The sequence below is a fragment of the Bifidobacterium vansinderenii genome (genome assembly GCF_002234915.1).
Classification (GTDB): Bacteria; Actinomycetota; Actinomycetes; order Actinomycetales; family Bifidobacteriaceae; genus Galliscardovia; species Galliscardovia vansinderenii.
On the sequence record NZ_NEWD01000007.1, the window covers coordinates 298,243 to 313,491 of the forward strand.

Below are 15,249 nucleotides of genomic sequence, written 5' to 3' on the forward strand. Positions count from 1 at the left end.
AATCATGGCAAGAACCGCCACGATCAAGCGTGAGACCAGCGAATCGAGCATCGAACTGTCGCTGAATCTCGACGGCACCGGAAAGACCAACATCGACACCTCCGTGCCCTTCTACAACCACATGATGACCGCGCTCGGCAAGCATTCGCTCATCGACCTCGACATCAAGGCCCATGGCGACACCGACATCGACGTGCACCACACCGTCGAGGACACGGCCATCGTGTTCGGTGAGGCGCTCAAGCAGGCGCTCGGCGACAAGCGCGGCATCCGTCGATTCGCCGACGCCACCGTGCCGCTCGACGAGGCGCTGGCCAAGGCCGTGATCGACATCTCGGGCCGTCCGTACGCCGTTTGCACCGGCGAGCCGGAAGGCTTTGAGTACGCGATGATCGGTGGTCACTTCACCGGCTCCATGGTCCGTCATGTCATGGAATCCATTGCGTTCCACGCCGGACTGTGCCTGCACCTGCAGCTGATCGCCGGCCGTGACCCGCACCACATCGCCGAAGCCGAGTTCAAGGCTGTGGCACGCGCCCTGCGCTTCGCCATCGAACCCGATCCGCGCATCCAGGGACTCATCCCCAGCACCAAGGGGTCGCTATGAGCGACGAGACCACCCCGAACACGCCGAACGGCAACGCCGGCGACGACCAGAACCCGAACCGCGACCCCGACTCGTTGAGCGACGAGGAGATCAACGCGGCTCTGGCCGGATTCGAGGACGAGCTGAACGGTCTGGGTAGCGGCATCGGCGACTTCGACGACGAGCTCCAGGGCCTGCTCGGCAACAAGGCCAAGGCCGCGGTGCTCATCACCCAGCTGAGCGCGCCCGACCTGCTCGCCGCGTTCTGCCAGCTTTCCGACATCTCCGCGCACTGCGTGGGATCGGATCAGGGAGCCGTCGCCGTGCTGCGCAGCGTGGACGGCGACGGCCCCGAGGTCGCGGCCCGCGATCTGACCACCGTGGTCTCCGGACTGTCGGTGGTGCTGGCCGTCAACCGCGCCGACAAGCTCGAGGCCACGCTGTGGGTGAACGGCAAGCCCGGCAACAAGTTCGCACCGCCCGTGCTGTTCATGTCCACTCCGCCGTTCGTGGAGGACCTGCTCATCGGCACGAGTCGTATCGACGACGTGCGTGCCGCCGGCTACCAGATCGTCGACGCGGGCGACTATGACCGTGCGACCGCACTGCAGGTGATCGCCAAGCACACGAAGTTCGGTCGTGGCGGATCCACCCGCAACTCCAGCGTGAAATAGGCACGCCACGACCGTACGGGATTCGGCGGGCTCCCGCCGGATCCCGACAATGCTGCAATGCAGAAAGGCTTGAAATGACATCGGTTGTTGTCTTCGACTACGGATTCGGCAACGTGCGCTCCATGGTGCGCGCTCTGGCGAACCTCGACATCGACGTGACCCTGACCAGCGACTACAAGCAGGCCATGGAGGCCGACGGCCTCGTGGTGCCCGGCGTGGGCGCGTTCGCCGCCTGCGTGGAAGGGCTCAAGACCGTGGGCGGCGACCGCGTGGTGCGTGGACGCCTTGAGGCCGGCCGTCCCGTGCTCGGCGTGTGCGTGGGCCTGCAGGTCATGTTCGAAAGCGGCGTCGAAGGCGGCACCCCCGCCGACGGCCTCGGCTACATCGGGGGAGTGGTGGAACCGCTCGATGCCGACGTGGTGCCGCACATGGGCTGGAACACCGTGGACGCCGCCGAAGGCTCGACGTTGCTGCACGGACTGGAGAACGAACGCTTCTACTTCGTCCACTCCTACGCCGTGTCCCACCCCACGCCCAACGGGGTGAACGCCTCGGCGATCGCCGGGGACCCGGATACGAAGTTCACGTGGTGCGAGTACGGCCGCAGCCGCTTCGTTGCCGCCGTGGAGAAGGGGGCGCTCAGCGCCACCCAGTTCCACCCGGAGAAGTCCGCCGACGCGGGCGCCCAGCTGCTGCGCAACTGGATCGCCACCTTCTAACCCCCACTCTGGCCTTCCCCTTGAGGGGAAGGTGGCCGGCGTCAGCCGGTCGGATGAGGTGACCGACACGACGCATTGCATATCCGCCTCATCAGTCGGTCACTTCCACCCGCCATCGTCTTCATCATCCTCGATGAAAGGAAACCATCATGCTTACCCTTCTTCCCGCCGTCGACGTGCGTGACGGCAAGGCCGTGCGCCTGCGTCAGGGCGAATCCGGCTCCGAAACCGACTACGGCAGTCCGCTCGAGGCCGCCCGCACCTGGGTCGAGTCCGGCGCGAAGTGGATCCACCTCGTGGACCTCGACGCCGCGTTCGGCACCGGCAACAACCGCGAACAGCTGCGCGGCATCGTCGGCGAGCTCGGTGACAAGGTGAACATCGAAATGAGCGGTGGCGTGCGTGACGACGCCTCGCTGGACGCCGCCCTTGAGGCCGGCGCCGCCCGCGTGAACATCGGCACCGCCGCGCTGGAGAACCCGGAGTGGACCGCCGAGGTCATCAGGAAGTACGGCGACCGCGTGGCCGTAGGACTTGACGTGCGCGGCCACACGCTGGCCGCCCGCGGCTGGGTCAAGGAAGGTGGCGACCTGTTCGAGACCATGAAGTTCCTCGACTCGGTCGGCTGCTCCCGCTACGTGGTCACCGACGTGGCCCGCGACGGCATGATGAGCGGCCCGAACATCGAGCTGCTGCGCGAAGTGGCCGAACGCACCGACGCCAAGGTGACCGCATCCGGCGGCATCTCCAGCCTCGACGACCTGCGCGCCATCAAGACGCTTGACGCTCTGGGCGTCGACTCTGCCATCCTTGGCAAGTCCCTCTACGCCCGCGCCTTCACCCTGGAGGAGGCCCTCGAAGTCGCCAACGCGTGACGGGCGACGGGGAACTGAAACGGGGGAGTGGAATCGCCTGCGGCGATGCCATGCGCTGTTCCGATACTCGGAACGAGTCACCTCATCAGTCGGCTGACGCCGACAGCTTCCCCTCAAGGGGAAGCCGGCTGGTTACCATACAGCTGAAAGGCCATATGCTGCCTTCCCCTTGAGGGGAAGGTGGCCGGCGCAGCCGGTCGGATGAGGTGACTTGTCGACGGCAGTCGACACGCGGTACGGCATCGCCGCAGGCGATTCCTGCATCGTCCATCGGCGCGCACCAATCGCATACAACGGGGTGGTGCAGGCTCTCATGAGCCGCACCACCCCGTTGCCATTCAGACTTTTACTGCCGCGGCGATACCTTCATGCCCTCCGCTACTTCGCGCAGGGTAGGTGGCCGGACTTGATCGCGGCCATGAAGACCTTGTAGTCCTCTTCGTTCTGATCGGCGTACTGCTTGGCGAACGTGATGATCGCGTCGTCGAAGTTCGTCTCCTCGCCCATGTAGCCGTCGATGGCGATGGCGTCACCGGTGCGCGCATGCGCGTGGGCCAGCGCCCAGGCGCTCATGCGGGCCGTGTTGATGATGCCCTCCTTGCCGGCGTTGTCCAGGTCGATCGACCCCTTGCCGTTCCACAGCTGACGCACGTAGTAGTCCTTGCGCAGACCGTCGCGCGTGGTCATGCTCGTCCAGCCGAGCAGCACATCCGCCGTGGTCTGAATCAGCTTCTGCCCCTGCACCACACGCTCGCCATGCGTGGCATAGCGGCTCGTGCCCACGAACCGCTCCAGTACCGAGGCCTCCGCCTCCTTGATCTGCAGCACCAGCGCATCGTCCACATCACGGCCGCTGAGCAGCAGCACCCACACGCGCGTGCCCACGGAACCCACGCCTACCACCTTGCGGGCGGCGTCATGATAGCGGTGATACGAGTCCAGCACGCGCAGACGATCGTGATACAGGTTCTCGCGATACCCCTCGAACAGCGTTTTGATCGTCTCGTCCAACGGGCCCTCGTGATCGTATCCGGTGAGCTTGTCGATCGGCACGAGCTCCGGAGGCATCCAACGGAACTTCGGCTCGCCGTTCTTCATGTACGCGAACTTCTGCGCCGCATGATTGGAATCCTTCGACACGGCCTTGACCACCGTGCGGCGCAGGGTCTTGCTGGGCATGCCGTTGCGTTCGAAGTCCTGAATAGTCTTGGCCACGTCCAGGTGCGCGTACCAGATGTCCAGATTGTCCATCTGCGCGAACTCGTGCATCGCCTCATGGTAGGCGCGCACGCACTCCGACACCGCACGACGCCTCGTCTCCGTATCGAATCCACGATCGCGCGCGCAGATCTCCACACTCGTCACCAGACGCTTCACATCCCACTCCCACGGACCGGGCAGCGTCTCATCGAAATCGTTCACGTCGAACACCAGATGCTGCGTGGGGGACATGAAGATGCCGAAGTTCGCGATATGCGCGTCGCCCACGCACTGCACGGGAATACCGCTGATCGGCGTCGTCGCCAGATCCGAGGCCATGATCAGCGCCGTACCACGGTAGAACGTGAACGGCGAGACGCTCATCCGCGCATAGCGCAACGGAATCAGCTCCTGCACGCGCGCCGCCGACTGCTCCTCCAGCAGCTCGATCTTCTCCTCACGACCGGGCTTCACCGTCCACGCGGCATGCGACGAACGGGGAGCGTTCTTGCGCGCCGCCACACCCGCGGCCCGTCGATCCTCCGGATTGTCGGCCTGATGCCAGTCGAGAACTATCGGCGGTTGTGCCTGCGTGCCAGTCGAATCGGCCATGGCGGTAATATCCCCTATCTTCAACGTCGAAACAGCGAAACAATTCCCCCACTACAATACGCGTCCGAACCGCGTCGGGATGCCGGTTTGCCGATCGTTGAGTATTTTTCCCCGTACTTGCACGGAATTCAGCCGCAGTTCACATGACGATGTGACGAAGTTCATAGTCGATCTGGCGAACAACGGCCATATTCTCATCATGCGATCGATATAGTGAGATGGTATGAGCGAAGAGCACAACGAAGTCAATAACACGATCGGACGGGAGTCGACGGTGGTTCCCGGACGATTCGGAGAGCCATTCGCCATCGACGACGAACACGTACTGGTATCGCGCGGCGACGGCACCGCCGTACGGTCACGTCCCCTGTTCCTTTCCCTCCACGGCTGGGGTGCCAACGAGGAGGACGCCGAGGACCTGATCCAGATGGTCGCGCCGCTGAGCGACTACGTCGCCCTACGAGGACCGTACACGCTCGAGAAGCCGAAAGGCGCCTACATTCCCGGCGCCTACGCGTGGTTTCACGACAACATTCTCAGCGGCGACGACCTCGACTACGACGTCTACGCCGCCGCCAAGGCCGTCGACGACTGGGTGACCACGCACGTGCCGGACGATCGTGACGTCGTACCGCTCGGATTCTCACAGGGAGGCACCATAGCCGTGCACCTGCTGCGCATCCACCCCGAACGCTACCGTGCGGCCGTATCGTTCTCCGGATATCTCGCCCCCGGACGCGTGCCCGGCACGGCGCCCGCCGACGACAGGCTCACCGAACTCGACCGACCCGTGTACTACTGCTACGGCAAGAAGGAATCCGTCGTCCCCAAATACGAGCTCTACGCATGCGCCGCATGGCTCGAGGAACACACCTGGCTCAACACCAAGAGCTACCGCAACCTCGACCACGCCGTGAACCTCGACGAATTCAACGACATCCGCGACTGGCTGATCACCAACGATCTCGCCTCCGGAATCATGTAACGTCGGGCGTAGTTCACCGAACCGTTCACAACGTCGCGCGATCGTCTCACCATGTGACACGCGCGACGTTCTGTTAACGCACCGCGAAACAAACACATGGGACCATGTCCCCTATGGACAGACAGCAAGAGTTTGCTTTGCGCACGGTCGAGGAACGCGACGTGCGCTTTATTCGTTTGTGGTTCACCGACGTTCTCGGCACCCTCAAATCCGTGGCCATCGCTCCCGCCGAGCTCGAAGCCGCGTTCGAAGAGGGCCTCGGATTCGACGGATCGGCCATCGAAGGCCTGACCCGCGTCTCCGAAGACGACATGATCGTCAAGCCCGACCCCTCCACCTTCCAGATCCTGCCCTGGCGTGGCGGCCCGCAGGGCACCGCCCGCATGTTCTGCGACGTGCTCACCCCCGAAGGCGAACCCAGCATGGGCGACCCGCGCTACGTACTCAAGCGCACCCTCGCCAAAGCCAAGGAAAAGGGCTTCACCTTCTACATCCACCCCGAAATCGAGTTCTACCTCTTCGAACAGCAGGACGACTGGTCGCAGGCCCCCAAGCCCGTCGACGAAGGCGGCTACTTCGACCACGTGCCGCGCAGCCCAGGCATGGACTTCCGCCGCGCCACCGTGAACATGCTCGAACAGATGGGCATCTCCGTCGAGTACTCCCACCACGAGGCCGGCCCTGGCCAGAACGAGATCGACCTGCGCTACGCAGACGCCCTCACCATGGCCGACAACATCATGACCTTCCGCACCGTCGTCAAGGAAATCTCCCTCGAACGCGGTATCCACGCGAGCTTCATGCCCAAACCGCTCGCCGACCACCCCGGTTCCGGCATGCACACCCACCTCAGCCTCTTCGAAGGCGACGCCAACGCCTTCTACGAGGCCGGCCAGGAGTTCAACATGTCGCTCACCGCGCGCCAATTCGCCGCCGGCATCCTCCACCATGCCGCCGAAATCACCGCCGTCTGCGACCAGTTCGTCAACTCCTACAAGCGCCTCTGGGGCGGCAACGAAGCCCCCAGCTACATCTGCTGGGGCCACAACAACCGCTCCGCCCTCCTCCGCGTGCCCCAGTACAAGCCCGGCAAAGGCAACTCCTCCCGCATGGAGTTCCGCGCCCTCGACCCCGTCACCAATCCGTACCTCGCCTACTCGCTCCTCCTCGCCGCCGGCCTCGACGGCATCGAAAAGCAAATGACCCTCGGCGAGCCCACGAGCGACGACGTCTGGGAGCTCACCGACGAGGAACGTCAGGCCATGGGCATTCAGCCCCTCCCCGACTCCCTCGACACCGCCCTCAAGATCATGTCCAAATCCGACTTCGTCGCCGACGTCCTCGGAGAGCACGTCTTCCGCTACTTCCTGCGCAACAAGCGCAAGGAATGGGACGACTACCGCATGCAGGTTACCCCCTACGAGCTGAAGCACTACCTCCCTCGCCTGTAGGGCAAAAACGAACGCCACGGAGTGTTATCGGCCGGACAGAGAGTTCGACGTACCGTTGTACGCCTTCACTCTCTGTCCGACCGATACCACACGCGTGGCGTTCGTTTTTCACTAATTTGGGAGTGCCTTCGGCTCCGGGGGAGAGATGAAGGTCGTCTTTCGCTTTTCCTTCCCCTTGAGGGGAAGGTGGCCGGCGAAGCCGGTCGGATGAGGTGACTTTGCTCACAGAGCGGGGCATACCAAGGCAACTGTGGGGAATCTCACGGCAACGAAGGTGGCGATGGGGCAACCTCGAGGCCTAGGGTGGATGTGTTCACGCAAGGAAGAAACCCAATTCACCCATTGAGGATAGAGAGTCCCAACATGTCTTCTGACCAGACACAGGAAACCGCAAACCAGCCCATTCCCACCACCACGCCGGAGGCCGCCACCGCAGCCGCTGCGGCAGCGGCCACGGCTGCGGCAGCCGCCGCAACAGCCGCAGCCACGGCAGCCGACGCAGCCAACAGCGCCGCCACCACGGCCGCCACCGCCAGTGCGGCAACCGCGGCACCCCAGGCCGCAGCATCCCCGCTGACCGCCGCCCCCAAGCTCGACCCGCTGTTCCCCGGCAACATCTTCGTCAGCACCGTGCTCGACGCGCTCAACAGCAAGAAGACCATGACCGGTAACCTGGTCAGCAAATACATGCAGCGCGCCATCATGGCCGGCCTGTTCGTCGGCATCTTCTTCACCGCGTTCTTCGTCATCTCCGCCACGTTCGCCGCCGCCGGCCCCGGCATGGCGCTCGCCGGCAAGGTGCTCGGAGCCTGTACGTTCGGCTGGGCGCTCGTGCTCATCTACTACACCAACTCCGAACTGCTCACCTCGAACATGATGATCGTGTCGATCGGCGTCTACCACCACCGCATCGGCGCCATGCGCAGCCTGTACATCCTCGGCCTGTGCCTGATCGGCAACCTGATCGGCGGCTTCATCGTCGCGATCCTCATGCGCGGAGCCACCATCATCAGTGGCGACGTCTTCACGATCATGTCCACCGCCGTGGCCACCAAGACCGGATACCTCGCCCAGGGGCTGCCGGGCATCATCGACCTGTTCGTGCGCGGCATCTTCTGCAACTTCTGCATCAACATCGCCATGCTCATGTGCTACAACGGCAAGCTCGTCAACGACTTCACCAAGTGCATCATCATGATGGTCGCCGTGTTCGTGTTCGCCTACCTCGGTTTCGAACACTCCGTGGCGGACTCCGTGCTGTTCCTCATCATGGGACTGTTCGGCGTAGGCGATCCGCTTACGGAAGTGGCGGCGATCATCGTCGTCATCCTCGGCAACTTCGTGGGCGGCGGTCTGCTCATCGGCATCAACTTCGCCGTCATGAACGACCAGCACCATCACGGCCACGGTCACGGCCACAACGGCGACCGCCACAACATCGGCCGCCGCTAGAACAGTCATTGGACAGTCCCATTGACAAAACCGAATCGGGCCCTATGAGGAATCCTTCTCCCCATAGGGCCCGATCGTTACTTCAGCGCCTTGGTGATGCGCTTGAGACTCACCGGCTTGGGCGTGCCCAGCTCCTGCGCCCACAGGGACACATAGAACTCCTCGAGCATCCAACGGGCCGTTTCGGCCTTGTCCATCATCTCGTCGTGACGAGGCCCGGCCGGCTGCTTGCGGGCAGCGTCAAGCGCCTTGTCCACCAGCTGCTTCGCCTCGTCGGCCTGCCACGCCCAATTCACGTCACGCGACTTGTCCACCTTCGCCTTGTCCAGACGCAGCAGATCCGCGTGCAGATACCGGTCCATGGAACGCAGCGCATCCGGCGGCACGCTGCCCACGAAGCCCGGCCTCACCAGCGTGGCGATATGCTCGCGGATCGACTGCAATACGGCCAGCAGCGGCAGCGATGCCGGGCCCGACACCGCCTTCTCCACCTCCGCGTACCGGCGCAGGATCGTGATCACATCGTGCGCCACCTGATACACCGTATCCTCATACACCTGCATCACATCGCTCACCGCGTCCGCCAGCTGAGCGTCGTCACGGATCGACCCCACGTTCGGCAGCAGACGCTTGACCGCCGCCAGCTGCAGATCCTCCACCAGATCGGCAGTGGACTTGTACGGCGCCGACGCCAGCATCAGCGCCTCGCCGCCCAGCCAGCGTGACGAAATACGTTCGGCCGGCAGTCGCAGGGCATCCAGCGCGGCACTCCACAGCATCGACGCGCGCGACACCGTGGTCGCACCCGCCTTGTGCAGCAGATTCGCCGACTGCACCACCTTGCCCTGATCCGCCGCGGCCGTGGCCTGCTTCTTCACCGTGGCACGAGCCGACTCCGCAGCCTCCGCGGCGAACCGCTGCTGCAGCTCCAGCAGCGACTTGCCCGTAGCGATCACCTGCATGCGCTGCGAACGGCCACGACGGCCATGCCCGCCACGGCCACGACGATCAGCCACCGGCTTCTCCACCGCAAACGTCATCTTCAGATGCTTCGGCAGACGCTCCCACTGCTCGCCGCCGAACACCTCGGGATGCAGCTGCGCGCCCACCACATGAATCGCCGCCTGCGTGAACACATGCGCGAAATCAGGCCACGCGGCCACACCGGTCGTCGCGTCCACCGGGGCGGGGGAGGGGTGCCCCTGCTCGCCGGAGCCCGGCAATGACTCATACTGGTCGTCGATCCACGCGCGGATTGCACGGGCCGTGTCCGGCGCCGGCACGAACTGCACGCGCAGCGCCTTGGGCAGCGACTTGATCGTCGTGACGATCAGCTCATCCAACAGACCCGGCACGGTCCACGTGAACTGCTCCGGGCTGATGCGCGACAGGAACTTCAACGGCACGTGCACGGTCACGCCATCATCATCGGCGTTCGGGTCATACACGTACGTGAGCTTCAGATCGATCGGCGTGCCATCCGAACCGAGCGTATGCCAACGGTCGGGATAGTCGTCCAGACTCACCTCGTCCGCGGTCTGCAGACGCTCCACCTTCGACGGGTCGAAGTCCAGCAGCGTCGGATCCTCATCATGATGATGCCGCCACCACGACCCCAGCTTCGCCATCGACGTGATATCCGCCGGCAGCTTCGCATCATAGAAGTCGACCAGATCCTCGTCCGTCACACGATCCGCCATATGACGGGTACGGCTCGCCTCCTCGTCGGCCGCCTCCAGCACGTCACGATTATTGTCGATGAAATCGTCGTACGGGAACCGCTGCTGGATCTCGCCGCCCACCAGACCCTCACGGATCAGGAACTCACGCGCCTCCACCGGGTTGATCGAACCCCACAACACCGGACGATCCTGCACGATCGGCAGACCATACAACAGCACCTTCGCACTCGCCACGGCCGCGCCCTTCGACGCCGACCAGTGCGGCTCCGCATACGTGGTACGCGTCAGATTGCCGGCCAGCGGCTCCGCCCACGCCGGATCGATCGCCGCCGACGAGCGCGCCCACAAACGCGACGTCTCCACCAGCTCCGCCGCCATCACCCACTGCGGCGTGGACTTGGCCACCGCCGACGCAGGGAACAACGCGAACCGCGTGCCGCGCGAACCCATGTACTCGTTACGCGACTGCTTCTGCGCTCGCTTCATCGCCTTCGCACGCGCCGCACCGCGAAGCCCGGCGAAATCCGACGCCTTCGGCTCGCGAATCTGCTGCATACCGATACTCGACAACAGACCGGACAGCATGGCCTTATGAATGCCGTCCGCATCCCACGCGCACTTCAGCGAATGCGCAGCCTGCTGGTTGATCGGCAGCTGACGCACCTCCAACGGCGGGCGCGACGACGGCTGCGGCTCACCCACGTTGAACTTGAACTCGCGGCACATCTGCTCCAGCTGACGGTACAGATCCTTCCACTGGCGCATACGCGGAAAACTCATGAACTCCGTCTTGCACATACGGCGCAGCGCCGAATTCGACGGATCGCCCTCCGCCTGGAAGAACCGGTCCCAGATGTTCAACGCCGTCAGGAAATCACTCGACTCGTCCGCATACCGGTTATGGATACGGTCCGCCTCCTCGCGCTTGTCCTCCGGGCGCTCGCGGGGATCCTGCAGACTCAGGAACGCCACCACCACCAGAATCGCAGCCAATGTGTTCGGCGTATCATTCGACGCCTGAACCACCATGCGGGCCAGACGCACATCGATCGGCAGACGCGCCAGCTGACGGCCGATACGGGTCAGACGGGCATCGCCCTGCTTGCGGGAGATCGCCCGCAGCTCCACCAGATCATTGAAGCCGTTCGCCACCGACTTCGTATCCGGCGGATCGATGAACCCGAAGTTCGTCACATCCGACGCCGTCCTCGCCACACCCACCGACAGCATGTGCAGCACTACCGACGCCAGCGCCGTGCGCAGAATCTCCGGTTCGGTGAACCGCGGACGCGTCTCGTAATCCGTACGCTCGTACAGGCGAATCGCAATACCATCCGCAATACGACCGCAACGGCCCGCACGCTGATCCGCACTCGCCTGACTGATCGGCTCGATCGGCAGACGCTGCACCTTCGCCGCCTTCGAATAACGGGAGATACGAGCCATGCCCGGATCCACCACATACCGAATGCCCGGCACCGTCAGCGACGTCTCCGCCACATTCGTGGCCAGCACGATCCGCTGATGCGAATGCGGCTCGAACACGCGATGCTGCTCCTTCGACGACAGCCTCGCGAACAACGGCAGGATCTCGATCGCATCCGGCCTGCGCATGTCCACCGCACGCTGGCCGAAATGCCGGCGCAACGCCGTCTCGAACTCATGAATGTCGCGCTCGCCGGCCGCGAACACCAGAATGTCGCGCGGACCACGCTCATGCGAGGAATGGATCACCAGCTCGGCGCAGGCGCGGGCCACGGCAGTCGGCATGTCCATGTCCGGATCGTCGTCCTCCTCGCCGGGACGAATGTCCTCGAACCCCGGCACGTGACGCATCAGCGCGGGCGCAGACCCCAGCGGCTCATACACGATCTGCACCGGATACGTACGGCCCGACACCTCGATCACCGGCACGTCCGTATGCAGCACCTTGGCGAAATGCTCCTGGAACTTCACCGAATCGATGGTCGCCGACGTGATGATCAGCTTCAGATCGCGCCGCTTCGGCAGCAAGGCCGTCAGATAGCCGAGCAGAAAGTCGATGTTGAGACTGCGCTCATGCGCCTCGTCGATGATGATCGTGTCGTACGCCGACAGCTTCGGATCGCGCTGGATCTGCGCCAGCAGAATACCATCGGTCACCACGCGCAGACGCGTCTTCGGCGACGACTCGTCGGTGAAACGCACCTGGAAACCCACCTCGTCGCCAAGCCGCACCTGCATCTCCGAAGCGATGCGTTCGGCCACGGTACGCGCCGCGATACGCCTCGGCTGCGTGTGCACGATCTGATGACCATGACTGCCTCTGCCCATCTCCAACAGGATCTTCGGCAGCTGTGTGGTCTTGCCCGAACCGGTCTGACCGGAGACGATGACCACCTGATGGGAACGAACCGCCTCGGCGATCTCGTCCTTGGCCGCACTGACCGGCAGTTCGGATGGATATTCGAATTTCACTTGCCCCTCTGTCCCTATTCCTAAAACTCCAGCGGACGGCATGCGGACGATGACGCACCGTCATCGACCCACCGTCCCTACTGCTGTGCCGCTATGCCGCTATGTGGCTATGCGATTGCGGCCAATACGGTCATGCGCCTATGCGCGCAGCACCTCGATGACGCGATACCCCTTCGACGACGCGTACTTGCCCACGGTGAACTCCGCACCCAGCTGATCAGCCAGCCACGGGATCAGCGAATCCGAACCCAGATTACGCTGCACCACCAGATACGCCTCGCCGCCATGATTCAGCCGCGGCAGATACGTCATCAGCAGCTCGTGCAGCGCATCCTTGCCGATGCGGATCGGCGGATTCGACCAGATCACGTCAAAACCGGCGTCGGCGGGGAACTCGTCGGCAAACGCGTCAGCCGTCACAGTGCGCACGTTTTCGCAGCCATTGCGCCTGGCATTGCCCGCGGTCAGCTCCAGCGCACGCTCGTTCACATCAACCGCCCACACCTCGGCCTCGGGCGACTCCAACGCCAGCGACAGCGAGATCGGACCCCAGCCGCAGCCCAGATCAAGGAACGTTCCATGCTCCGGCGTCTCCGGCGCATGCCTGAGCAGCACCGACGTACCCAGATCCAGACGAGAGCCGGAAAACACGCCATGACTCGTCTCCACCGTGACATCACGCCCGCGCAGCGTCACCTGCAGCGTACGACGAACATCCTCCGACGACGGCGTCGCCGAAAAATACTGCTCATTCTGCCCATTGCCGGCCTTGTGTCCGTTCACCCTGTCCGCCTTGCGTGCCATAACCATTCACTCCTTGATAGTTCCGACTGCTCTCGACCGCCTCGGCCGTCACCCACATCGATTGCCCGACCGCGCCAACGTCCCATGTCTTCTCACACGATGATAATAAGAAGCCGGAATAGAGCGTACAACGAGAGGTGCCAGTGGCCAACAGCGAAACGAACGGCAGAGAACAGCAGACGGATCAGGGCACGACGGACGTGCTCGCCGAACACTCCGAAGTACTGCAGGACACGACGTCAGGCGGCGCGTTCGGCCCGGGCAGCGAAGAATGGGCGGAACGAGAGTCACGCAACCAGCTCAAGCATGTCACCGGTCTCGGCGAACTCCAGGACGTCACCGAAGTCGAATACCGTCAGGTGCGACTCGAACGCGTCGTGCTCGTCGGCGTCTGGTCCAGTCAGGAAACCACCCAGGCTAAGGCCGAGGAATCCCTGAGGGAGCTCGCCGCGCTCGCCGAAACCGCCGGCGCACAGGTGATGGACGGTCTGCTGCAGCATCGTCTCCGCCCCGACTCCGCCACCTACGTGGGTTCCGGCAAGGCCAAGGAGATCGCCGGCATCGTGGCGCAGCTCGACGCCGACACCATCGTGGTGGACGCCGACCTGCCGCCGTCGCAGAGGCGCGGCCTCGAGGATGTGGCCAAGGTGAAGGTGGTGGACCGCACCGCCGTGATCCTCGACATCTTCGCCCAGCATGCCACCAGCCGTGAGGGCAAGGCCCAGGTGGAGCTCGCCCAGCTTGAATACATGCTTCCCCGACTGCGCGGTTGGGGCGGTTCGTTGTCTCGACAGGCCGGCGGCCAGGCTGCGGGTCAGGCCGGCGGCATCGGCTCCCGAGGTCCGGGTGAGACCCAGATCGAAATGGACCGTCGCGTGATCCGCACCCGCATGGCCCGTCTGCGCCGTCAGATCGCCCAGATGGCTCCGGCCCGCGAAGTCAAGCGTGGTTCGCGCCGTCGGCATGAGCTGCCGTCCGTGGCCGTGGTCGGCTACACCAACGCCGGCAAGTCCTCGCTGACCAACCGGCTCACCGGATCCGCCGAACTCGTCGAGAACGCGCTGTTCGCCACCCTCGACACCGCGGTGCGTCGCGCCCGTTCCGTCAACGGACGTCATTACACGTTCGTCGACACCGTCGGCTTCGTTCGCCGACTGCCCACACAGCTTATCGAGGCGTTCAAGTCCACGCTGGAGGAGGTGGGGGAGTCCGACGTGATCCTCCACGTCGTCGACGGATCCCACCCCGACCCCTTCTCCCAGATCGACGCCGTCAACGACGTGCTCGCCGACATCCCCGGCGTGGAGGGCATTCCGCGCATCCTTGCCTTCAACAAGATCGACATGGTCGACGACGTGGCCCGTAACCGACTCCGCCAGCTCGACCCGGACGCGTTCCTCGTCTCCGCCGCCACCGGCGAAGGCGTCGACGCCCTGCGTGACGCCGTGGAGGCGCTGCTTCCTGTTCCCGACGTCCACGTCAGCGCGCTCCTGCCCTACGACGCCGGCTCCCTCGTCTCCGAGGTCCGCGAATACGGCATGGTCGATCACGTCGAATACCGTCCCGACGGCGTCTACGTCGAAGCAAACGTCGATCCCCGTCTTGCCGCGCGTATTGTCGACCGTGCCATCGACGAGGAATGATCATCCGGCGGCGTATCCCTCCGGCCGTTCGCTGAATGCTGATCTCCGAAAGCGTTGCGATCGTTAACATGTGCACGCTAACGTCATGATTTCGGCAAACGATCGACGC

11 protein-coding genes are annotated in these 15,249 nt (G+C 64.1%); 8 read left to right on the plus strand and 3 right to left on the minus strand.

Going from position 1 to position 15,249, the window contains the following annotated elements; all coding sequences use genetic code 11:
- Positions 1-4 precede the first annotated feature (4 nt).
- The 4 genes from hisB (at position 5) to priA (ending at position 2,854) form a co-directional block, all read left to right on the plus strand.
- Positions 5-607, plus strand: a complete 603-nt coding sequence (hisB, locus tag Tam10B_RS04805; protein WP_093960108.1) for an imidazoleglycerol-phosphate dehydratase HisB — start codon at positions 5-7, stop codon at positions 605-607.
- Positions 604-1,260: a hypothetical protein gene (locus tag Tam10B_RS04810; protein ID WP_233133589.1), complete on the plus strand. Its 657-nt coding sequence runs from the start codon at positions 604-606 to the stop codon at positions 1,258-1,260. Before hisB ends, Tam10B_RS04810 begins: the two co-directional genes overlap by 4 nt.
- Positions 1,261-1,334: 74 nt before the next feature.
- Entirely contained in the window at positions 1,335-1,979 is a 645-nt protein-coding gene (gene hisH, locus Tam10B_RS04815; RefSeq protein WP_093960109.1) for an imidazole glycerol phosphate synthase subunit HisH, read from the plus strand.
- Between the two features lie 146 nt (positions 1,980-2,125).
- Entirely contained in the window at positions 2,126-2,854 is a 729-nt protein-coding gene (priA, locus tag Tam10B_RS04820) for a bifunctional 1-(5-phosphoribosyl)-5-((5-phosphoribosylamino)methylideneamino)imidazole-4-carboxamide isomerase/phosphoribosylanthranilate isomerase PriA (RefSeq protein ID WP_093960110.1), read from the plus strand.
- Positions 2,855-3,232: 378 nt separating this feature from the next.
- On the opposite strand, the gene Tam10B_RS04825 is transcribed toward priA, so the two are convergent.
- Entirely contained in the window at positions 3,233-4,666 is a 1,434-nt protein-coding gene (locus Tam10B_RS04825) for a DUF2252 domain-containing protein (protein WP_093960111.1), read from the minus strand.
- Positions 4,667-4,889: 223 nt separating this feature from the next.
- Between Tam10B_RS04825 and Tam10B_RS04830 the strand changes: the two genes are divergently transcribed.
- The 3 genes from Tam10B_RS04830 (at position 4,890) to Tam10B_RS04840 (ending at position 8,554) form a co-directional block, all read left to right on the plus strand.
- Entirely contained in the window at positions 4,890-5,651 is a 762-nt protein-coding gene (locus Tam10B_RS04830) for an alpha/beta hydrolase (protein WP_093960112.1), read from the plus strand.
- 113 nt (positions 5,652-5,764) lie between these two features.
- Positions 5,765-7,102 (plus strand): type I glutamate--ammonia ligase, encoded by a 1,338-nt coding sequence (gene glnA / locus Tam10B_RS04835; RefSeq protein WP_093960113.1) that lies wholly within the window; start codon positions 5,765-5,767, stop codon positions 7,100-7,102.
- Positions 7,103-7,465: 363 nt separating this feature from the next.
- Positions 7,466-8,554, plus strand: coding sequence for a formate/nitrite transporter family protein (locus Tam10B_RS04840; RefSeq protein ID WP_093960114.1), 1,089 nt, complete (start codon positions 7,466-7,468; stop codon positions 8,552-8,554).
- A gap of 77 nt (positions 8,555-8,631) precedes the next feature.
- On the opposite strand, the gene hrpA is transcribed toward Tam10B_RS04840, so the two are convergent.
- A complete protein-coding gene (gene hrpA, locus Tam10B_RS04845) occupies positions 8,632-12,693 on the minus strand; it encodes an ATP-dependent RNA helicase HrpA (protein ID WP_093960115.1) in 4,062 nt (1,353 codons plus the stop codon).
- 138 nt (positions 12,694-12,831) lie between these two features.
- A complete protein-coding gene (locus Tam10B_RS04850; protein WP_093960116.1) occupies positions 12,832-13,497 on the minus strand; it encodes a class I SAM-dependent methyltransferase in 666 nt (221 codons plus the stop codon).
- A 143-nt stretch (positions 13,498-13,640) separates the two neighbouring features.
- Between Tam10B_RS04850 and hflX the strand changes: the two genes are divergently transcribed.
- A complete protein-coding gene (gene hflX, locus Tam10B_RS04855; RefSeq protein WP_408606630.1) occupies positions 13,641-15,140 on the plus strand; it encodes a GTPase HflX in 1,500 nt (499 codons plus the stop codon).
- Positions 15,141-15,249: the final 109 nt, after the last annotated feature.

Coding starts and splice junctions, on each gene's coding strand:
- Tam10B_RS04830 (WP_093960112.1), top strand. CDS start 4,890: ATGAGCGAAGAGCACAACGAAGTCAATAACACGATCGGACGGGAGTCG.
- Tam10B_RS04825 (WP_093960111.1), bottom strand. CDS start 4,666: ATGGCCGATTCGACTGGCACGCAGGCACAACCGCCGATAGTTCTCGAC.
- Tam10B_RS04840 (WP_093960114.1), top strand. CDS start 7,466: ATGTCTTCTGACCAGACACAGGAAACCGCAAACCAGCCCATTCCCACC.
- Tam10B_RS04850 (WP_093960116.1), bottom strand. CDS start 13,497: ATGGCACGCAAGGCGGACAGGGTGAACGGACACAAGGCCGGCAATGGG.
- hisH (WP_093960109.1), top strand. CDS start 1,335: ATGACATCGGTTGTTGTCTTCGACTACGGATTCGGCAACGTGCGCTCC.
- hisB (WP_093960108.1), top strand. CDS start 5: ATGGCAAGAACCGCCACGATCAAGCGTGAGACCAGCGAATCGAGCATC.
- glnA (WP_093960113.1), top strand. CDS start 5,765: ATGGACAGACAGCAAGAGTTTGCTTTGCGCACGGTCGAGGAACGCGAC.
- Tam10B_RS04810 (WP_233133589.1), top strand. CDS start 604: ATGAGCGACGAGACCACCCCGAACACGCCGAACGGCAACGCCGGCGAC.